Below are 20,611 nucleotides of genomic sequence, written 5' to 3'. Positions count from 1 at the left end.
GTGTTTAAAAATATTTATATTGCATTACAAAACAATTATTACTTTTTTAAACACTCTCACTCTCTATTAATTTACTATCGTAGTATTACATGAAAAATTCATCTTCATACCTTTTGGCCCTCATTCTCATCCTAACCGGATGCAGCAATGAAATCGGGATAGAAGAGGAACCTCATCCGATAAACGAAGTTCCTGTTCCCATCCTGATTATGCCAAAAGGGATTGATGCTACAACTAAGGCATTAGTAGATGTATTCACAAATGATAATATTAATGAAATAGGTATTTACGGAACAAGTAGTACAAAAGTTATTTACAACGGAATCTCTCCCAGCCAGATAGGGAGCAATCAGGAATTAATCTTTACGAATCCATCATTGGTTTATCCGACAGATGGAAATTCAATCACTTTAGCCGGATATTATCCGCGCCAATCAAAAGGTACAGCCTATACAATCAATAATAACTCTTTAGAGTTCACATTGACCGGTGAAGAAGATTTAATGCATGCCGCTCCAATCAATGCCGGAAACAAAAAAACGCCGGAAGCTGTCAACCTAAACTTCACCCACAAACTAACTAATGTAAAATTCAACCTGGTAAACGGAACAGAAAATATATTGCCTGACGGAAATATATCCATTACAACCGATGCCCCCAATAGCGGAAGTCTGGATCTGTCGAATGGCATAGTAACAATCGACCAAACTTCCACAACAACATTCACATTATCGACCGACATCAATGCAAACACAATGGCTAGCAAAGAGACAATATCCGTAAACGGAAATCTATTGCTATTCCCTGAACTAGCCTACACCTTCAAACTAAAGATTGGCGATCAATCTTATAATATACAGATAGACACAACCAACTCACCAGCATGGGAAGAAGGCATTTCCTATCTGTTGACAATCACAATCAAGAAATTAAACACTCTAAAATCATTCACTAAATCGGACAACAAAGCCGAATCGTCATCCGATTCTTTCGTTCAAGGCAATATCATACAAATAAAATAATGACAAAATGAAAAATATAAAGTTATTACTCTCTGTTCTATTCTTTGCGACTTTCAGTTGCAACAATGATGGCGATGTTATAAAATCAACCGATGGTCAAGGGAGTATTATACGCTTTGGAGGTAATATTATTATGACGAAAGCAATTGTCGACAATACAGCTTTTCCCGACAACTCCCAGGTCGGGATATTGGGTTGGGGATATAATAAAAACAATTCCGGAGGAAATATGACTCTCCGCAAGGACCTCAACAACTCTCCCTACACCAAAACCACCGGTAGCAATGAATTTACCTGCGATACCCATGCCCATTACCCCATCAACCCCGACACCTTACTAAACTTTTACGCTTATTACCCTTACACCGAAGCAGCGACAGCCGCTCCGTTAAGTATCCCCTTTGACCTGAAGAAACAAGACGACATCATGTGGGCAACTCCCGTACTGGACCGAGATAAAACAACAAGTAATGAACCCGTCAACCTCTCTTTCAACCATATCCTTTCCGCCATTACGCTTAAATTCAAGAAAGCGGATGATATTAAGGAAGAGATGATCCTGCAAAGCATTTCGATGGAGGACTATCCGTCAACCATACAACTGAACATACAAACCGGCAAGCTAAGTGCCGCTCCCTCAACTACGCCTTATACACTTATCGACAACCTGAATAAAGAAATAACTCCGAATGAAGAGACAATCGTTACCAACTATCTTCTTTACCCGGTAGAGAAACCTGTTTTCATTGTCCGGATGAGTAACAAAGATTACCGCATCGAATCGACAAAAGCATTCGAAGGAGGAAAAAAACAAACCTACTCTTTCACCATACAAGCCCAGGACATCAGCATCTCAGGCAGTATCAATCCTTGGCTGGACGGTGGCACCAGCGATGAAACAGTTTATTTCTAAGCATCATTTTTTACACACTCCAGAGTCACCCAACAATAAAACTCCTGGAGTCCATGTATTTATCAGATATGAGCTATCCGATTATCGACCGGTTGTACCTGGCTCCCCTCTGGAGAGGGGGAAGGGGGTGAATTCTAAGTCCTCTCCAAACAATATCTATAAAATCTTACCCAAGTTTACGAACATTAACGTATCCTTGGGTAAGTTCGTATATAGACATAATTACTCTTCAGAAGTGTATAGCTACTTCCTAAACCTAAGATGTTTTCGAAATTAAGGGCCTTTTTATTATACGACTAATGTTACAAATGGAGTCTGTCTTCGTATCACAGCAAAAGACCTTGCTATGATTTTGGCTCTTACAGCATTGATTACAGATGCTTTATGTTTCCCCTCCGCTATTTTCCTTTTATAATATGCTTTCATCTGCGGATCCCAAGAGATGGCAGTAATAGCTGCCCGGGTAAGGTACACTTTTACTTCTTTGTTAGCCAATGGAGAAGTCTGCGTTTTTCCCCGTATGGAAATACCTGAAGTATGTTCAAAGGGAGCAACCCCGCAATAACAAGCAAACTTCCTTGGGTTGTCAAATCTTTGAAAATTGTTAGTAACACACAGTAATACAATGGCATTGATTATCCCTACACCTTTTATACTTCTTAATAACAAGTAGTTTGTGCAAAGAGAACAACTAGCGGCTATTAGTTGCTCCATAGCCTCTTCCACCTGCAGGATCTTTTCTTTTATCGACTTGAGCTGCTCTTCCAAAAAAGAAATGGAGTCTGTCACATCAGCCAACTTGGCCATCTGGGAGAATGTTTCCAATAACTTTATGCTTGATACTTTTTGCTTGACCAAATTGTCACGTATAATAATCCATCCCCGCAGTCTCACCAAGTCTTTGTCAGGCAATTTGTATAACTCTAGTTTTCGATAGTGTAATACCGCATAGTTCGCTATTCTTTTAGCGTCAATGCGGTCATTTTTGCCTCGTTGCAAGCCTATGGACTTCTTGATGGTCAACGGGCAAACCAAAGCTAGGGAAAAACCCATAGAGGCACTGGAAACAGATAACTCTGTGACATAACTTCCCATGTTTTCAGCACAGAACAAGAGTTTGGATAAAGAGAGATGATAACCTGCTATCCAATCTAATAAAGATTGGATCCCTTCTGAAGTGTTATCAAAAGACTTGTGAGACAACTCTTTTTCGTCCGCAGACATTAAGGATGCATCGAAAGTTTTTTTCCCTACATCAAGACCTACAAAATGAGAATAATTCATAACTTTGTATTTACAGTATTAAACATGAAGGAGAAACAGCTAATACATTTATTAGGTCGTGAGCCTACAATTCTAACTGGCTAGGTTCTCCAATTAAGAGAGTTGCAGTCTGATTCAGCCCATAGTCATTTAAGACTAGTGTCAAAGTTAGTTCACTGCAACTCTTCTTTTCAAATATACACTTATATTTTTATTGGGATATTTAATACTGCAAATGTAAATGTGTCATATCCTCACCTATAGAACTTGCCTTATCACAGCCATTTAGCCATTTCAGGTTTATTTGCCGTCTGCTTCAGCTGACGGTTTACAAGTTGTTTCTCTCTTTTGGCTTCAGCCACATTTCTCTTAGATAGAGACCTGTAAAAAATGTGACTAAAGTCCAGAGAAATAGATTATTTACCAATCCGTCAGCTAAAGCAGACGGCAAATAAACCTATAACAAAGTCTGTTTTTATTGACTGGCTTTAACACACCCCCTGCCCCCTCTCCAGAGGGGAGCCAGTTACAACCAGTCGCCATAACAACAAACTAAATAGCTCAATTATTTCTATATTGGAATTTCATAATAATGTTTCGTCAAATCCACTATCATACTATCACATTTTCACATAATACACATATAATCAATGTATTATTCTATGATAGTTCCCATTTTTAACTATCATAATACTGTCATAAAACTATCATTCGGACTATATTTTAACTAAACATACATTGTTCTAGGACCTAAAAGAGACTTTATAAATAGGGTATATCGCACTTATATATCGCTTTTCCTCCTATATGTTTTGGTAAAACATATAGACTAATCTCACAGGAATACATACTTTTTGTTCTCAAGATGCCCTTTTCAGCCTGTTTTACACCCGGATATTGACTATGCCCAGACCCGGGTCTCAATATTGTCTACACCCGGGTCTCGAACAACATAAGTAACTACTTCTCTGAAAATAAGTCATATACTTCAGTAAAATAAGAAGCATGTATTGGGTTTCAGGACAAGATAATGATAGTTGCATGATAGGTAAATGACAGTTGAAAACAGGAACTATCATAGAATAACATATTGATTATATGCATATTATATAAAATATGATAGTATGATAGTTCTTTTATATCTGTGATGGTTCTGAGAAACGCCTTGCATCTATTTAATAGCTGTGTTCATAAGTATCTGAGTCTATCCTCTCAAGATCTTCATTAAAACCCTGATGAATACAAAGATAAAAGGCCTCACCCGGAGAGTGAAGCCTTATTTCGTAAAACTTTTTCAGGAAAAACTATTTTTCCTGCCCCTGACGAATATACAAACGATCGGTCAAAACATTCGTATAAGTCTGAACCGGGATATCATCGTAATCTGTCAGTTCGCCGAGAAGGATCAACTCTGCATTCTCCATCCACGGACGGAAAGAAATCTCTTTTTTATAGTTTACCTCCTGCAACAAAGTAGGAGCACTATTCAATACAACATAAGCATCTCCGTCGGCCACCTGTTTACCTTGAAAAGCAATCGTGCGCTCATACATTTTATGTTTATTCGCCCCGTTGATACGGATGGGTGACAAACGAAGCAGGTAATTGTCCTTGCGCAAAACGGGAGTCAGTATCAATGTCTGATAACGTCCGACAGACAGGCCGCTCAATAAAATATCCATATCCAGTTTTAAAAGGTTACCTTCTACCTCTGCCTTATTCTGTTTGATATTAATCAGGCCGTTATAAGTAGTAGCCGGAGCTTCCGTCTGTGACTGTGCCTGAACCGGGAACAGCAGTGCGACCAGCAGAAAAATAAATATATAGACCGGAGTTTTCATCGTTCACTTATTTAATTATATATACAATACTGACACCGAGTTTAGTCGGTCCGAAATAGTTATTACGGTATTTATAAGCCGGTTCCTTATCCGCAGGGTAAGCCGACTTGTCATACTCAAAATGCAGGAAGCCGACTCCCGCCGAAAACTCGATGTTCCAATGCGGAGAAAGATACAACTGATATCCGTAAGAGATACCGCCGCCATAGGCATTGCCGTCGTAAGCAAAATCCTTTTTCATTACCGACATGAAATTCACATGAGACATATCGTAGTCCATATAAACGCCATGAACTCCGAAATAATGGCCGTTAAACTTTTCATGCAGCCAGTAACGGGCCTCGGGTTGCACCATCCAATGCTTCCACGACTTGTCGCTCGCAACATCCCAGCCATTATAATTGCCGGAGATATCCAGCGACCAGTGTCGGTTGAAAGCAACTTCGGCACCCAGGTTCACCGTTGCAGTTGCATCATACAAAATATTAGACTTGACTGCCACAGTCTGCGCTTTCGCTCCCCACCCGATACCGCACAACAACAGTGCGATGAATAATACTTTTTTCATATCAGTGTCTTTTCTCTACATGCTTTAAAATCTATTAGCACACAAAGATAGAAAAAAGAAATATAAAACATTAGAGACAACCAAATTATACGTAACTTTGTAATTTAAATAATAAGGCATGAGAATCAAATATATTATATATAGCGTTTTGTTCGCGCTATTACTGGGAAGTTGCAGTAAAGAAGACATCGAGATAAAAGGACCAGCCAAACGAACAGTACTTGCTTATATGATTGCCAGTACCAATCTTGGTAGCGATATACGTGCCAATATCAGACAAATGATGACAGTAGCCTCCAACAAAGCACTCAACGGAGGAAATCTGGTTGTATACTATTCGGAAAGCAAAAGCAGATCTTATTTGTTCCAGATAAAAGAAGACAAGAAAGGGAATATAGTAACAGACACCGTCCGTTTTTACGAAAACCAAAGTGCTATCCTGCCGGAAACCATGCACAAGATGATCAAGGAAACAACAGAATTGTTTCCAGCAGAAAGTTATGGTCTGGTATTATCCAGCCACGGCACATCGTGGTTGCCGGGTAATTTCAGTTCTTTACGTTCTTTCGGGGAAGAAGACGGCCAATATATGGAAATAACTGAAATGAACGAGGCGCTGGAAGGCTTTCATTTCGACTTCATGTTGTTTGATGCTTGTTATATGAGCGGCATTGAATGTGCTTATGAGTTGAAAGACAAAACGGATTATCTCCTGGGATCGCCGACCGAAGTCCTTGCCCGTGGATTTCCTTATGAAGATTTCCTGCCTGCCTTGTTTAAAGACAAAGCCGATCTGGAAGCTGTTACCAAAAGTTTTTATGAATACTACAGCAATAACGATTATGCTCCATACGGCACAGTATCTCTGATAAAGACAAGCGAATTGAACGAATTGGCACAAATTGTCAATGAGATATTAAAAGACAAAACAGAAGAGGATATTTATGCTCTTCCTTTGTCGAATATGCAGATTTTGGAATACCTGACTTACAGCAGTCCTCATATGCTTTATGATTTCGATGATTTTATCAAATATTTAGCAAGCGACGAACAGTATCAACGTTTTATCGCTTGTATGGAAAAAGCGGTCATCAGCAAATATGCAACACCTTATTCATACTATGCGGCATTATTGGGGGCAAGAAAAATCGAGCATTTCTCCGGCCTGTCGGTCTTCGTGCCCCAACCCTCTCTGACGAAGTTGTCAGACTGGTACAAGCAGCTTGCCTGGTATAAGGCGGTTTATTAACTAAAAAATAAAAGTAGCTGTGAAGGGACTATGGTTAAAGTCTCCTCATAGCTACTTTCATCATATTAGAGACTCGCAATATTATTCAACTTTTTGCGTATATCTTCCCAGGTTACCTTATTCTGCTTTTTCGAAGCTTCGATCATCTTCTTTTCATAAGCTAGTTTAGGTATTTCAACTTTGGCAAATTCGATCAACAACTCAGTACCTTTCACCACATTATTCCAATCTTCTTCACGCTCTTCCGGCGACATTGCTTCTATTCGCTTTTTATCTTCTTCTGAAAAAAGACGACGTTCTTCTTCATCCATATCCATAAAGCGCACGAAATCATCATACATTTTCTGTGTTGGAAACAAGTTCCGATATTCCGGATGTGAATTCAAATATTCTATATTATCCATAGATTATTCCTCCTTTTGTTTTAGTAAAGTATTATACCAATCTAAAATGACATCGATATTTTTCATAACCATGTCTTTCTCCTGACCTGAACGATTATTTATCAAGCTGGAATACCTCATAAATAGTCCTTTCAAAAGTTCTTTCTTTGCTTCAAATTCATCTTCTTTCATAGGCATTACATTATTTTGATTAATACTCTATGCCCATTGGAGATATTACAAAGGTAAAGCATCCAAACATCTTCAACAAACATAAAGCGATTTATTAATAAACTACTTATCCACATTCTTTTACCGGACAAGGAATACCTGTTTATATCTTTTTACTGTGCCGCTGGTATGATACAATTCGGCATAGAAGATATAAACACCTGTCTGTAGTTGCTTCCCGGACAGGGCATAACCGTCCCAAGTTAATTTTCCAGTCAAACCCAGCAATTCGTGATTAGCAATTTGTGCGACACGCTGACCGGCAATATTGAAGACAAAAGCACGGCAGTTATATCCCGGCTGGTCCAGATAATAGGATATAGTATAATGGCCGGCACTTTCATCCCACTGCGGTGTCTTGATGCCGGTCGGTTCATCCGGAGTATCCGGATCATCGGGCAGGGAAATATCCGATTGTGAATTAGGATAACCGGGAGTACCATAACCCACTGTAGCAGATGCAGAAGTCCAGTTCGAAGGCGATTGCGTTCCCGCATCGGGATCGATCCGTTCCAGAGAGACACCTTTCTGATCCTTTATTGAAGAGGCATGCCATTTGGAGGTATAGGAAACTTCATCTATCACCGTTCCGTCTTTGCTCCGGAACAGGACAAGCGTAGAAGAAGTATTCGCCAATATTGGAAGTTTAGGGACTTCAAACAGTGAAGACGGGGACTGGATTGTGTAAAAATCGGTAACGCCCTCCAGGTTCTTCGTCAACAACACATAACCATCCGCCTCGATTGTTGCAGTAACGGAGGATAACGGGTAACGGGTATTCAATGTTCCATCGGCTTTCCTGACCGCGACCGATAAACCTGATACCGGCAAGGCACGATCGGAACGGTTGTACAACTCGATATATTCGCTACCACCGGCAAAAGGGTTGGGAAGAAGTTCGTTAAAAACAAACTCTCCCGGTTCGACGGTAATATCCGGAAGAGACGGATCGTCGGGGGTATCCGGCTCGTCGGGGTCGTCAGGTGTAACAGGTTTATCCGGTTCATTGGGTTTTTCCTCACCTTTACCGGACGAGTTAACAGAGCCGGGAGTTCCGCCACGCGGATCGGAAGAGAGGTGCCAACCGGACGAAGAACGTTCCCAGGATTTGGCAGAGGTGGCTTTTTCATAAGTTACTTCATCGATGATAACACCGGATGGAGTCTTCAAGGCTAAATGTTGCCCGGCATCATTTAAAGCATAAAATTTTTCGATTGGTATAGCGACACCATCACCGCTGTAATCTATATTACTATTATATAACAAGGCATATTCATGAGGTGGTAATACAACATCAGGTAATATTTTACGTTTATTCCCATTCCAAAGTTCTAATTCGTTTAATGAAAATATACGATCTGTCAGATTATATAGTTCTACATATTCGAAGAAGGGACCGTCGCCAGGTTTAGCCATAATTTCATTAATGACAATTGCTTTTGAACCAGAAGGCTCCTCATCCCCCTCTCCTTCTTCCTCCACTGTTACTTTCTCTGAATAACCGCCAAGTGTATTTCCATTCTCATCCATTACGCCGGAATAGGAAATTGTATAAATCTCTCCTGTCTTCATTTCTGCCGGATAATGAGTATTTACAATCTTCCGACTTTCATCAGCATATACAATATGGTCAGCATTCCCTATGTTGGAAACAGAAAATGTAGCCTGCTCCGTTTTAACCGGAAGATCAAACACAAATTGCAAATCAGAGAGAGTCAAAGGTTCAATTGACAACAGTTTAGGCAAAGTGATATCGGGTTTTGAAGGATCGTCAGGTTCTTCAGCCGGATGCAAAGGCGTTTCCGTCAGCTCATGACGGACCAAAATATTATCAAAATAGAAAAACATGTTTTTAAGGGACTTAGCCTTGCAATAACAAATGATATTAAGACTACCGGAATCACGGATATCCTTCAAATTTTTATCATCCAACTCTCCTTCTTTTATATAATAATCTTCATCAGACATTCGAGTATAAAGAGTCCAACGGTTACATTCTTCCAAAACCAGCTTAATATGAACCATTCTCCCATCCATCCGACGAGAACCTTTAATCAATCGCTGCGCATTCCCTTTTGGAGGCCATTTATAAAAAGATACATTATCATCATTACTTCCAACTTGAATATAATACAATAAATCACTTGGTTTATCAGTTCTATATAAATAAATACATGCTTTATTAAAATTAGACGGTTTAAATGCTAATGTAATATCCATCTCCCACTCCATTGTCCGACCAAAAAGAATTGGTGTATGAAACGGATAATTACCGGTCAGACCAGAGCCGTCGAACGCCAATTGTCTCTCCTCATTAATTACATATCTACTAGAATCATCAATCCACGGATTATTCGAATCGATCTCCGGACCATCAAATGTTTCTGTAAACTGTGCGAATGCACAAACAGGAAGCAATACAAGGATAAAAAGAATAAATTGTTTCATAGTTATATAGTTTTGTTATAAAATTATCTATCTTTGCACGCTAATAGCTTACAACTATTATTGTGTTCGATTTTGGATGCGGTAAAGTTATAACAATTTTTTTATATTACAATTTAATTAGTGCTCAAAATGAAAGTAGCAATTGTTGGCGTGAGTGGTGCTGTAGGACAAGAGTTCCTGCGCGTGCTCGACGAAAGAAACTTCCCAATGGATGAGCTGGTGCTTTTTGGCTCATCTCGTAGTGCCGGACGTGTTTATACCTTCCGTGGTAAACAGTACACCGTTAAGGAGCTTAAGCATAACGACGACTTTAAGGGAATCGATGTTGCTTTTGTTTCGGCCGGTGGCGGTACATCTATCGAATTTGCAGAAACCATTACCAAACACGGTACTGTAATGATCGATAACTCCAGCGCATTCCGTATGGATAACGATGTGCCTTTGGTAGTTCCTGAAGTGAACCCGGAAGATGCACTGAATCGTCCGCGCGGTATCATTGCCAATCCGAACTGTACTACCATCCAGATGGTCGTTGCATTGAAGGCAATCGAAAAGGTATCGCACATTAAACGTGCACATGTATCAACTTATCAGGCAGCCAGCGGTGCGGGTGCAACAGCTATGGCCGAACTGATCAAGCAGTACGAACAACTGTTGAAGGGCGAAGAACCTACTGTAGAAAAATTCGCTTATCAGCTGGCCTACAACGTGATTCCTCATGTTGATGTGTTCACTGAAAACGGTTATACAAAAGAAGAAATGAAGATGTATAACGAAACACGCAAGATCATGCACTCCGATATCGAAGTAAGTGCTACTTGTGTTCGTGTTCCGGTTATGCGTGCCCATAGCGAAGCAACCTGGATTGAAACAGAACGTCCTATCAGCGTAGAAGAAGCACGCAAGGCTTTTGCTGAAGGCGAAGGAATCATCCTGCAGGACGATCCGGCAAACAAGGACTATCCGATGCCACTATTCGTTGCAGATAAAGAACCGGTTTACGTTGGCCGTATCCGCAAGGATATCAGCAACCCGAACGGTCTGACATTCTGGACTGTAAGCGACCAGATCAAGAAAGGCGCTGCCCTGAACGCTGTTCAGATTGCCGAATACCTGATCAAGGTGAAGAATATAGGATAATAATCTTACAATCTTTCTATATAGAAAGGGACGGTCTGTTGGAGATCGTCCCTTTCGTTTTTTATCATGTTTATCTTTCATGAACGATAAAACAAATGCTATTTTATCTTTTATAATCGACAAAATAGGACTACATTTGTCTTGTACAAAAGATAAAATAGCATGGAAAAGAATGTAATAAAGTCTCTAATCATTGAATATCAGCAATTCGTTGAGAAAATAACACTGATTGAACGAGATATTCATTTATCAGATCAGCTAAACTATGTATTTGTTGGTCTTCGTCGTGCAGGTAAATCTTATCTGATGTATCAACAAATACAACATTTGTTGAGAGAAGGACACTCAATAGAAGAAATTCTTTATTTCAATTTTGAAGATGATCGCCTGATAAACCTAAGCGTTGAAGATCTCGATCTTATAAAAGTTTGTTATGAAGAGCTTTATGCACATCGTCCTATCTTCTTTCTGGATGAAGTTCAGATTGTGACGCATTGGGAGAAGTTTGCCCGTCGGCTAACAGATCTGAAATATCGGGTGTATATTACCGGAAGCAACGCCAAAATGTTAAGCAGTGAGATTGCAACAACACTTGGCGGCAGGTTTATTATACAGAATGTATATCCTTTTTCATTTCGGGAATATCTAAAAGCCAATGACATAACTGTTGAACCAGCCTGGTATTTCAAAAACCGCACGGAAATAGTTCGTTCATTCTCTGATTATTTTTATTTTGGCGGATTACCGGAATTAGAATTGATAGAAGAGATAGAAAAGCGCCAATGGTTAAGCAATTTATTCAATAAGATATTTTTTGGTGATTTGATAACACGCTATTCTATCCGAAACGATTTAGCCATGAAAGTCCTGATCCGTAAGTTGGCGGAAAGCGTAAAACAACCCTCTTCATTCAACCGGTTGTCAAACATCGTTTCATCCACAGGAGTCAAAGTCACCACAGATACCGTTATCGATTATCTGGAGTTTTTGCAAGCAACATGGTTGATATTTTCTATTGAGAATTATGCCAGTAAATTAGTAGAGAAAGTATCCAATCAGAAATACTATTTCATCGACAATGGCCTGTTGAATCTATTTCTGATAGACCCGGAAACCTCACTGCTAGAAAATTTGGTAGCTATCAGCCTAAAAAAGAAATACGAAGAAGAACTTTACTTTTATCATCAGAACATTGAAGTCGACTTTTATATACCGACAAAGAATCTGGCTGTACAGGTATCATATAGCCTGAAAGAAGAGGCAACACGCAAACGCGAAATAACAGCGTTATTAAAAATAGCCAAAGTCATGGATGTTGACAAACTACTCATCATTACTCACGATGAAGAAGAAATGATTGTGGAAGACGGAAAAGAGATCGCTGTTGTTCCGATTTGGAAATGGCTACTTGAACAGGACAGTCTGTTGGAAAACAGGTAATGCCGACAGACGCCCGGAAGGAATGGATTAGCCTCCTGAACGAACCGACGAAGCCAAATGTAGAGTCAGCAAAATGCCAAAGTTTATTCATATCACATCTGTGATACAAAAGAAACTCAACTGTGATACAAACGGAATCCATCTGTGATATGAAAGGAACACAGATGTGATATGCATTAATCTGTGTTCCCAAAGTAGTTATCCGTATCTGTTCACCCCATTTTCCAGGTTTCCGTCACATTCCTTCAGCATAATAGCTTTCAGTTCTTCCGCTTTCTCCGGATATTTATCAATCACGTTCTTGCGCTCCTGCGGATCGTCAGACAAGTTGTACAACTCATAAACGCCTTGTTTCCTGTAATAACGGAGTTTCCAGCCATCGTTCATAACAATGCCCGGTCCGAGATTGGAGCCATATACGACATACCGTTTCGGATCTGTTTGCTTCCCATTCAGCAAAGTAGGCAGGAAAGAGATACCGTCTTTCTTTACCGGGAGCGAAACGTTTAGCAGATCAGCCATCGTAGACAGGAAGTCGTAATTGGAAACCAATTCCTTGCTTTTCACGCCGGCCGGTATCAATCCTTCACCGTAAAAGATCAGCGGGATATGTACGCCGCCATCCAGATTACTCCGTTTCAGTCCGGCCATACCGGCATTCCCGTTAAAAATATCGCCTGCCAGGTCGCTGTAATATTTATCTGTATAGTCATCAAACAATTGACCGGTTCGCAGGTTCTTATAAGGTTTTTCGCATCTTCCTTTCTGCGAATAATAAATCTCATGCCCGTTATCGGCAGCAAAGACTATAATCGTATTCTTATCCAACCCGAGATCACGAAGCTCATTCATAATTATCCCCACATGATCATCCAGCAACTTAATCATAGAAGCATATTCTTTTTCTATTGGTGTTAACTCAGGGTTGGCCGCCAACTCCGGATGAACGGCCGGAATAGCTACCGGACCATGCGGCAACTGGGTCGGATGAAACAGGAAAAAAGGTTTATCCTTATTCTCACGGATAAAAGACAGCATCTTATCCAGAAAAAGGTCCTGCGAATAAACAGCTTTACCATTTCTTTCCCATCGCTCCCGCAAAGTCTCATCTGTTTCATTTTCCGTACTCTTTCCACAGTTCGGATGAGTATTCCCGTCAATCGTTACAATCTCACCGTTGTCAAACAGAAACGGCGGATAAAAACCATGGCAACGTACATGATCGAGATAACCGTAATAATAATCCCACCCATGTTCCTTCATCTGTTTGCGGGTAGCCGTAAAACCCCATTCCAGCTTTCCGATCTCGGCGGTTACATAACCGGCTTTCTTAAATACCTGCGGAAGATAATAGTCGCCTTCCCCTAGAAGAATATCCCCATCGTCTATCTCTTTCTCAAGAGCCGGAATCAATGAGAGGTTATCAGTCGGAGGAATAAACTGCCCTCCCTTCGATATCATCCATTTATCCGGATGGCAATCGTGATAACCGGTCAGCAGAGAGGCTCTTGCCGGAGCCGACAACATACAACCGTATGCATTATCGAAAGAAGTCCCCCGGGTAACCATTGCATCAATATGAGGTGTCGTAAAATGCCGCTGACCATAAGCCGACAGCATACCTTTTCCCATATCGTCGGCATAGATATAGATAACATTAGGTTTAACCGGCTGCTGCGCCTGTACATAATCGGATATGGAAACGCCTGCCAGAGACAAAACCGCTACAAATGAAGAGGAGAGAGTTTTATTCATAAATCGATCTTTAAAGCTATAGTATTGCGCCAAAGATACAAATTTACCTGTTAACTTTCACTTCATAAGGCATATCAACCGAAGTTTTCCCTGCCAACAGATAAAGCTGTTTTCCGAGAGTAAACCGTATAATAACCGTGATTTTCCTGTTCTATTATTTAAGGTAAACAGAATGGATAAGAATTCTTTCATCAGAAATCTTACCCATTTCATATGCAATCAATGATGGAACAAACGTACCCCTGTAAACGCCATCGTTATGCCATATTTATCACAAGTATCGATCACATGGTCGTCACGGACGGAACCGCCTGCTTGTGCGATATATTCGACACCGCTTTTGTGAGCACGTTCGATGTTGTCACCGAAGGGGAAGAAAGCATCTGAGCCCAATGCTACCCCTTTCAGGGTGTCCAGCCAGGCACGTTTCTCTTCGCGAGTCAGCACTTCCGTTTTTTCGGTGAAGAACTGTTGCCAGATACCGTCAGCCAAAACATCTTCGTGGTCATCGCTGATATATACGTCGATTGTATTATCGCGGTCGGCACGACGGATCTTTTCGATCCAGGGCAGGTTCATTACTTTCGGATGCTGGCGGAGATACCAGATGTCGGCTTTGTTTCCGGCCAAACGGGTACAATGGATACGGCTCTGCTGACCGGCACCGATACCGATAGCCTGTCCGTCTTTTGTATAGCAGACAGAATTACTCTGCGTATATTTTAATGTAATAAGGGCAATGATAAGATCGCGTTTGGCAGCTTCGGAAAATTCCTTATTCTGAGTCGGGATATTTGTCAGCAGGCTTTCGTCTAGTTTAATCTCGTTACGTCCCTGTTCGAAAGTGATACCGAACACATCTTTATGTTCGATCGGAGCCGGCTTATAAGACGGATCGATCTTAATCACGTTATACGTTCCTTTTCGTTTGTTCTTCAGAATTTCTAAGGCTTCCGGGGTATAACCGGGAGCGATGATACCGTCGGAAACTTCACGGTTGATCAGGCGGGCAGTAGCTTCGTCGCAAGTATCGCTCAAAGCGATAAAATCGCCGTAAGAAGACATGCGGTCTGCACCACGGGCACGGGCATAAGCGGTTGCCAAAGGAGTAAGAGGCAGGTCGTCTACAAAATAAATTTTCTTCAGGGTATCGCTCATCTCGATTCCCACAGCGGCACCCGCCGGACTGACATGCTTAAAAGATGCGGCAGCCGGTAGTCCGGTAGCCTCTTTTAGTTCTTTCACCAATTGCCAGCTATTGAAAGCGTCCATGAAATTGATATATCCGGGACGGCCGTTCAATACCTCTATAGGCAATTCCCCCTGCTGCATAAAAATGCGCGACGGCTTCTGGTTGGGGTTACAGCCGTACTTCAGTTCTAAAGAGTTTTTGTTTTCTGTGCTCATATTGCTTGTTATATATGATTCTATCTCATCTCTGCCATTCCTTCTTCAAGGGTATGAGGAGTATAGCCTAATTCACGTTTTGCTTTTTCGATGCTCAGTCCGCTGAAACGGGGACGCGGAGTCGCTTCGTTCATTTCTTCGGTGGTGACCGGGATAATCAATGAACGGTCCAGCTTGAAATAATCGGCAACACGGTAAGCGATATCGGCTATCGAAAGGCATTCACCTCCACAAATATGCCAGGTACCGTTTAGAGAAACATGCATCAGTTTTTCTACTCCGATAGCGATATCCTCTACCCAAGTCGGTGTACGGTACTGATCGGAAACGACCCGTATCTGCTGACCAGCTTCCAGGCGGTTCTTTACCAGTTGCAAAATATTGCCATGTTGCCCCGGCAATGCTTTTCCGTAGACAACGACCACGCGGACATTCGCATAATTACTGCAATTGGCAGCCACGGCCAATTCTCCCTGATATTTCGACAGGCCATAATAATTCACCGGAGCCGGAATATCTTCCTCGATGTATAAAGAACGATTCTTTCCGTCAAAGACAAAATCGGTCGACAGATGAATAAAACGGCTACCTTCCTGTTCACAGCAACGCGCCATATTTTCAACGGCAAGTACATTGGCGGCATGCGCCTCTTCATGATGGGACTCACAATAATCGGGTACGGAAAGTGCGGAAGCATTTATCACGACATCAGGACGCATCTCCCCGATCAATCGCCCGATGGCCGGATGATCGTTGATATCCGCCTGAACGAAACGGGTATTACTCTCCGGCTGAATATCTTTATGCAGGGAGCATCCTGTCAGTTCATACCCACCACACAGGGACAGATGTTGCAAGATGCGTCTGCCTGTAAAGCCGTTTGCTCCAATTATCAGCGTTTTCATCAGAATGAATATATTAATACACCTAATATACGGTGATTGGTTACTGAATGGGTATCACGAATACGTCCGTCGGCAAGTGTACGGTCGCCATACCAGGCCAGAGACGGGCTGTACTCCACTCCTAGTTTCCAGTGAGGCAACACATACGACAGTTGCAAATTAGTGGTAAAGACCTGATCCACATCGAGTCCCACTCCATAAGTCGGTCCGACAATATCCTTGCCTGCCCCCAGGTTTTTCAAATACCCTACAAACAATCCGGGTTGCCATTTCTTGCCATACACCACGTTCAACCAGGTCATTGAATGACGGTAAGACGTATACTCCTGTTCGCCGGTACGTTTGTCTATACTGCTGACGCCATAACCACCCAGCATACAGAGATGAGCCAGATTCTCTCCCATAATCGTCTTTGCCGAAATCTTCCAGTTATCATCCGTATAACGGGCATGCGCCTCGACAGAAACGGAGGTAACACGCTCTTTTACCTTATAAGTCTTATCACCGACTTCGGATTTTATACGTGGTGCCAACGAAATAAGATCGGCACCAATACCCACCATCCAATTGTTGGTTTTATAATCGACACCGGCATAAAATTCCGGTACACAACTATTCTTTATATATTCCTCGCTCTTTCCGTTCGGTCCGGTAGACAGATACTGCAACTGCCAGATAGCCGCCCCCGTCAGGCTCCACCCCTGATTGGTATAACGATAGCGAAGCATCGGGTTACGGCTGAACGGCTGGAAAGGTGCTCCGGTGGAAAGGTTCAACATTTGTGGAAAGATATCACCGAATAATGGGTGCCAGGTCTGTCCGATCAGGACAGCCGATTTTCCCCAATCCAGATTTACATAGGCATGCCGCACACGAATCATGGCAAAGTTACTTCCCGAACCACGGAAATCCACTTCCAATTTAGCGGTTGTCTTAGCTTTGCCAACACTCGGTCCTGCCACATCAATCCCCAAGCGGGAATACAACAGGTAAAAGCTACCGTTTGCCGTAGCATTCAAATCATTACCATCTGCATCCGGAGAGATATCTTTCGGATAGAGATGAAACAAACCGTCTACTATCTCGGAATTGGCCCGGGAATTATAGAACAAGTCACCACGAACCTGTCCGTAAAACTTATACGAAAAATTCTTCTTCTGTGCATAACCGGACGTTACAGCTAACAATCCGGCCAATAAAAACATACCTAGTCTCGTTCTCATTTAAAAGCGTTCAAAGTTAGAAATAATACATAACCAATCCCAATATGCGGTGATTGGTTATGGCGTGAGTGTTTCCCACTTTACCGTTCTTCTGGTCGATCGTTCCATACCAGGCCGTTGCCGGAGAATATTCCAGTCCGATCTGCCAGTGAGGCAGATTATAAGAAAAATTCATATTTACCGTCAGCAACTGATCGATATCCAGTCCCATTCCGTAAACTGTTTTCGAGGCTGTCAGCTCATCATCCGTCCCCAGGTTCTTGGTGTATCCCAGGAATAGTCCCGTTTTCCATTTCGTGCCATAGGTGAAATTCGCCCAGGTTGTCGAATGACGGAAAGGAGTATATTCCTGCTCGCCGGTCTTCGGATCGACAGAACTAATGCCATAGCCGCCGATCAGGGCCGTCTGGTCCAGACAGGAAGCCATCAGGCTTTTGGCTGCAAAGGTATAATTACGGCCGGTATATTTCAAGTGAGCTTCGTATGAATATGTCGTCATACGCTCATTTACTTTATATACTTTGTCATTTATCTCAGAAGTCGTACGGGGTTTTAAAGAAATAAGGTGAATACCGGCTCCTGCCAGCCAGCCATTGCCGGACGTATAATCGGCTCCTACATAAAACTCCGGCACACAACTATTCTTTATATAATCTTCGCTCATCCCTTTCGGACCGCTCGACGTGTATTGCAACTGCCATATAGCCGAAGCGGTTAGTTTTACATTACCTGCCTTGTATTGATAACGAATCTGCGGACTGCGGTTGAAAGGTTGGAAAGGTGCGCCTGTCGACAGATTCAACATATCCGGAAATACGGAACCGAATAACGGATGCCAGGTATGACCGATCAATACATTACTCTTATCCCAATCCAACGCTACCCATGCCTGGCGGATACGCAACATAGTCGTACTTCCCGAAAAGCCGCCGAAGTCAGTCTCCAGACAAGCTGAAGTACGAGCCGAGCCGACATTCGGGCCGGTCACACTCAATCCCAGGCGGGAAGTGAACGTATAAAAACTACCGTTGGGAGTCGCATTCAAGTCTTTCCCGTCAGCATCCGGTTTTTCATCCAAAGGGAAAAGGTAGAAGTTTCCGTCTACCGGAGCCATATTTGCACGGGTGTTGTAGAACAGGTCACCACGTACAAAACCATAAAACTTGTAAGTGAAGTTTTTCTTCTGGGCAGTTGCGGAAAACAAAGTCAGCATACTTACCAATAGCAGAGCCAGCTTTTTCATCGTTGTCGTTTGTTATCTATTTGTCTAGTTTGAAGGCGCAAAGGTATATATTTTTGTTTATTCAATTTGAAGAACGAAATATTATTTGTTACTTTGCTTCCAAGTTGTAAGCCTGAAAGGCCAAAATGATTAATAATGTAAACTACATAAAGAATTATGAGTACTAAAAAGTTTTTATTGGAGGAGAAAGACATACCTACAGCCTGGTATAACATTGTGGCTGACATGAAGAACAAACCACTTCCTATTTTAAATCCGCAGACAAAGCAACCGTTGAAGGAAGAAGACTTGTATCCTTTATTTTCCAAAGGTGCTTCACACCAGGAAATGAACACGACAGATGCATGGATTGAAATACCGGAAGAAGTTCGCGAATTATATAAGGTATGGCGTCCGACTCCGCTGGTTCGTGCTTACGGACTGGAGAAGATGCTGGATACTCCTGCACATATCTACTTTAAGAACGAAAGCGTCAGCCCGATCGGTTCGCATAAACTGAACTCGGCTATCGCACAGGCTTACTACTGCAAACAGGAGGGTATTACCAATATCACTACGGAAACAGGTGCCGGACAATGGGGTGCCGCCCTATCCTATGCCGCCAAGGCTTTCGGCCTGGAACTGGCTGTATATATGGTAAAGGTCAGCTATCATCAGAAACCTTATCGCCGCTCTATCATGCAGACATTCGGTGCACAAGTGATCGCCTCTCCGAGTATGAGTACGAAAGCGGGACGTAAGATTCTGACCGACCATCCCAACTATCAGGGTAGCCTGGGTACAGCTATTTCGGAAGCGGTAGAACTGGCAATGCAAACTCCGAACTGCAAATATACATTAGGTAGCGTATTGAACCACGTCATGCTGCATCAGACTGTAATCGGCCTGGAAGCAGAAAAGCAGATGGAAATGGCCGGCGAATATCCGGACGTTGTAATCGGTTGCTTCGGTGGCGGTTCAAACTTCTCCGGTATTACATTCCCCTTCCTGCGCCATAAACTGACAGAAGGAAAAGATGTACGTGTTATTGCCGCCGAACCAGCTTCCTGCCCGAAATTGACACGCGGACAGTTCCAGTATGACTTCGGTGACGAAGCCGGCTACACACCGCTCATCCCGATGTTCACGTTAGGACATAATTTTGCCCCGGCAAATATCCACGCAGGTGGTCTACGTTACCACGGCGCCGGTTCTATTGTCAGCCAGTTGATGAAAGATGGTTTAATGAGCGCATACGATGTAAAACAGTTGGATACATTCCAGGCAGCCACCCTATTTGCCCAGGCGGAAGGTATCATTCCGGCTCCGGAATCATCACACGCTATTGCCGTTGCTATCCGCGAAGCATTGGAAGCGAAAGAAGAAGGTAAAGCCCGTACGATCCTGTTCAACCTGTCCGGTCACGGATTGATCGACATGGCTGCTTACGACCAGTATCTGGCCGGCGACCTGACAAACTACGAAGTAACAGATGAGGAAGTTGCTAACAATTTGTCAGAATTGGAAAAGATCATCAAATAAGAGGACTATTTACCAAAATAAAAGTGGCGCTAATAACAGGGACTCACGTCTTTTGTTAT

The 20,611-nt window shown here is 42.3% G+C and carries 17 protein-coding genes; 6 read left to right on the top strand and 11 right to left on the bottom strand.

Annotation, left to right across the window (positions count from 1 at the left end; translation table 11 throughout):
* Window positions 1-89 precede the first annotated feature (89 nt).
* Entirely contained in the window at window positions 90-1,022 is a 933-nt protein-coding gene (locus K6V26_RS25125) for a fimbrillin family protein (RefSeq protein ID WP_224264165.1), read from the top strand.
* 7 nt (window positions 1,023-1,029) lie between these two features.
* Complete coding sequence (locus K6V26_RS25120; RefSeq protein WP_224264164.1) at window positions 1,030-1,935, top strand: fimbrillin family protein; 906 nt, start codon at window positions 1,030-1,032, stop codon at window positions 1,933-1,935.
* Window positions 1,936-2,223: 288 nt separating this feature from the next.
* On the opposite strand, the gene K6V26_RS25115 is transcribed toward K6V26_RS25120, so the two are convergent.
* The 3 genes from K6V26_RS25115 to K6V26_RS25105 form a co-directional block, all read right to left on the bottom strand.
* A complete protein-coding gene (locus K6V26_RS25115; protein ID WP_046145281.1) occupies window positions 2,224-3,219 on the bottom strand; it encodes an IS110 family RNA-guided transposase in 996 nt (331 codons plus the stop codon).
* A 1,283-nt stretch (window positions 3,220-4,502) separates the two neighbouring features.
* Window positions 4,503-5,039: a DUF3868 domain-containing protein gene (locus K6V26_RS25110; protein ID WP_195585876.1), complete on the bottom strand. Its 537-nt coding sequence runs from the start codon at window positions 5,037-5,039 to the stop codon at window positions 4,503-4,505.
* A gap of 7 nt (window positions 5,040-5,046) precedes the next feature.
* Complete coding sequence (locus K6V26_RS25105) at window positions 5,047-5,607, bottom strand: DUF3575 domain-containing protein (protein WP_224264163.1); 561 nt, start codon at window positions 5,605-5,607, stop codon at window positions 5,047-5,049.
* Window positions 5,608-5,725: 118 nt separating this feature from the next.
* On the opposite strand from K6V26_RS25105, the gene K6V26_RS25100 reads away from it, so the two are divergent.
* Window positions 5,726-6,856, top strand: a complete 1,131-nt coding sequence (locus K6V26_RS25100; RefSeq protein ID WP_195585878.1) for a clostripain-related cysteine peptidase — start codon at window positions 5,726-5,728, stop codon at window positions 6,854-6,856.
* A gap of 65 nt (window positions 6,857-6,921) precedes the next feature.
* Here K6V26_RS25100 and K6V26_RS25095 read toward each other — a convergent pair whose 3' ends face one another.
* From K6V26_RS25095 to K6V26_RS25085, 3 genes are all read right to left on the bottom strand, one after another.
* Window positions 6,922-7,260: a hypothetical protein gene (locus K6V26_RS25095; protein WP_195585879.1), complete on the bottom strand. Its 339-nt coding sequence runs from the start codon at window positions 7,258-7,260 to the stop codon at window positions 6,922-6,924.
* Between the two features lie 3 nt (window positions 7,261-7,263).
* Window positions 7,264-7,431, bottom strand: a complete 168-nt coding sequence (locus K6V26_RS25090) for a hypothetical protein (RefSeq protein ID WP_009860012.1) — start codon at window positions 7,429-7,431, stop codon at window positions 7,264-7,266.
* A gap of 120 nt (window positions 7,432-7,551) precedes the next feature.
* Window positions 7,552-9,918 (bottom strand): lamin tail domain-containing protein, encoded by a 2,367-nt coding sequence (locus K6V26_RS25085; RefSeq protein WP_195585880.1) that lies wholly within the window; start codon window positions 9,916-9,918, stop codon window positions 7,552-7,554.
* A gap of 129 nt (window positions 9,919-10,047) precedes the next feature.
* Here K6V26_RS25085 and K6V26_RS25080 point away from each other — a divergent pair, with 129 nt between their 5' ends.
* A complete protein-coding gene (locus K6V26_RS25080) occupies window positions 10,048-11,058 on the top strand; it encodes an aspartate-semialdehyde dehydrogenase (protein ID WP_195585881.1) in 1,011 nt (336 codons plus the stop codon).
* Between the two features lie 162 nt (window positions 11,059-11,220).
* Window positions 11,221-12,498 carry an ATP-binding protein gene (locus K6V26_RS25075; protein ID WP_009860015.1) on the top strand — a complete coding sequence of 426 codons (1,278 nt, stop codon included), beginning with the start codon at window positions 11,221-11,223 and terminating at the stop codon, window positions 12,496-12,498.
* A gap of 198 nt (window positions 12,499-12,696) precedes the next feature.
* On the opposite strand, the gene K6V26_RS25070 is transcribed toward K6V26_RS25075, so the two are convergent.
* From K6V26_RS25070 to K6V26_RS25050, 5 genes are all read right to left on the bottom strand, one after another.
* Complete coding sequence (locus K6V26_RS25070; protein ID WP_195585882.1) at window positions 12,697-14,253, bottom strand: sulfatase-like hydrolase/transferase; 1,557 nt, start codon at window positions 14,251-14,253, stop codon at window positions 12,697-12,699.
* Window positions 14,254-14,472: 219 nt separating this feature from the next.
* Window positions 14,473-15,660 (bottom strand): phosphoribosylaminoimidazolecarboxamide formyltransferase, encoded by a 1,188-nt coding sequence (locus tag K6V26_RS25065; protein ID WP_224264162.1) that lies wholly within the window; start codon window positions 15,658-15,660, stop codon window positions 14,473-14,475.
* A gap of 20 nt (window positions 15,661-15,680) precedes the next feature.
* Complete coding sequence (locus K6V26_RS25060) at window positions 15,681-16,568, bottom strand: SDR family oxidoreductase (protein ID WP_187386432.1); 888 nt, start codon at window positions 16,566-16,568, stop codon at window positions 15,681-15,683.
* Window positions 16,565-17,788: a DcaP family trimeric outer membrane transporter gene (locus K6V26_RS25055; RefSeq protein WP_009860019.1), complete on the bottom strand. Its 1,224-nt coding sequence runs from the start codon at window positions 17,786-17,788 to the stop codon at window positions 16,565-16,567. The genes K6V26_RS25060 and K6V26_RS25055 overlap by 4 nt, the downstream gene beginning before the upstream one ends.
* A 16-nt stretch (window positions 17,789-17,804) precedes the next feature.
* Window positions 17,805-19,031 carry a hypothetical protein gene (locus K6V26_RS25050; protein ID WP_010800869.1) on the bottom strand — a complete coding sequence of 409 codons (1,227 nt, stop codon included), beginning with the start codon at window positions 19,029-19,031 and terminating at the stop codon, window positions 17,805-17,807.
* Between the two features lie 156 nt (window positions 19,032-19,187).
* Between K6V26_RS25050 and K6V26_RS25045 the strand changes: the two genes are divergently transcribed.
* Window positions 19,188-20,552: a TrpB-like pyridoxal phosphate-dependent enzyme gene (locus K6V26_RS25045; protein ID WP_009860021.1), complete on the top strand. Its 1,365-nt coding sequence runs from the start codon at window positions 19,188-19,190 to the stop codon at window positions 20,550-20,552.
* Window positions 20,553-20,611: the final 59 nt, after the last annotated feature.

Origin of the sequence: Parabacteroides goldsteinii (genome assembly GCF_020091425.1) — a bacterium.
Classification (GTDB): domain Bacteria; phylum Bacteroidota; class Bacteroidia; order Bacteroidales; family Tannerellaceae; genus Parabacteroides; species Parabacteroides goldsteinii.
The sequence above is the reverse complement of the archived record's forward strand: the minus strand, read 5'-3'. Positions and strand labels throughout refer to the sequence as shown.

Coding starts and splice junctions, on each gene's coding strand:
- K6V26_RS25125 (WP_224264165.1), top strand. CDS start 90: ATGAAAAATTCATCTTCATACCTTTTGGCCCTCATTCTCATCCTAACC.
- K6V26_RS25120 (WP_224264164.1), top strand. CDS start 1,030: ATGAAAAATATAAAGTTATTACTCTCTGTTCTATTCTTTGCGACTTTC.
- K6V26_RS25115 (WP_046145281.1), bottom strand. CDS start 3,219: ATGAATTATTCTCATTTTGTAGGTCTTGATGTAGGGAAAAAAACTTTC.
- K6V26_RS25110 (WP_195585876.1), bottom strand. CDS start 5,039: ATGAAAACTCCGGTCTATATATTTATTTTTCTGCTGGTCGCACTGCTG.
- K6V26_RS25105 (WP_224264163.1), bottom strand. CDS start 5,607: ATGAAAAAAGTATTATTCATCGCACTGTTGTTGTGCGGTATCGGGTGG.
- K6V26_RS25100 (WP_195585878.1), top strand. CDS start 5,726: ATGAGAATCAAATATATTATATATAGCGTTTTGTTCGCGCTATTACTG.
- K6V26_RS25095 (WP_195585879.1), bottom strand. CDS start 7,260: ATGGATAATATAGAATATTTGAATTCACATCCGGAATATCGGAACTTG.
- K6V26_RS25090 (WP_009860012.1), bottom strand. CDS start 7,431: ATGAAAGAAGATGAATTTGAAGCAAAGAAAGAACTTTTGAAAGGACTA.
- K6V26_RS25085 (WP_195585880.1), bottom strand. CDS start 9,918: ATGAAACAATTTATTCTTTTTATCCTTGTATTGCTTCCTGTTTGTGCA.
- K6V26_RS25080 (WP_195585881.1), top strand. CDS start 10,048: ATGAAAGTAGCAATTGTTGGCGTGAGTGGTGCTGTAGGACAAGAGTTC.
- K6V26_RS25075 (WP_009860015.1), top strand. CDS start 11,221: ATGGAAAAGAATGTAATAAAGTCTCTAATCATTGAATATCAGCAATTC.
- K6V26_RS25070 (WP_195585882.1), bottom strand. CDS start 14,253: ATGAATAAAACTCTCTCCTCTTCATTTGTAGCGGTTTTGTCTCTGGCA.
- K6V26_RS25065 (WP_224264162.1), bottom strand. CDS start 15,660: ATGAGCACAGAAAACAAAAACTCTTTAGAACTGAAGTACGGCTGTAAC.
- K6V26_RS25055 (WP_009860019.1), bottom strand. CDS start 17,788: ATGAGAACGAGACTAGGTATGTTTTTATTGGCCGGATTGTTAGCTGTA.
- K6V26_RS25050 (WP_010800869.1), bottom strand. CDS start 19,031: ATGAAAAAGCTGGCTCTGCTATTGGTAAGTATGCTGACTTTGTTTTCC.
- K6V26_RS25045 (WP_009860021.1), top strand. CDS start 19,188: ATGAGTACTAAAAAGTTTTTATTGGAGGAGAAAGACATACCTACAGCC.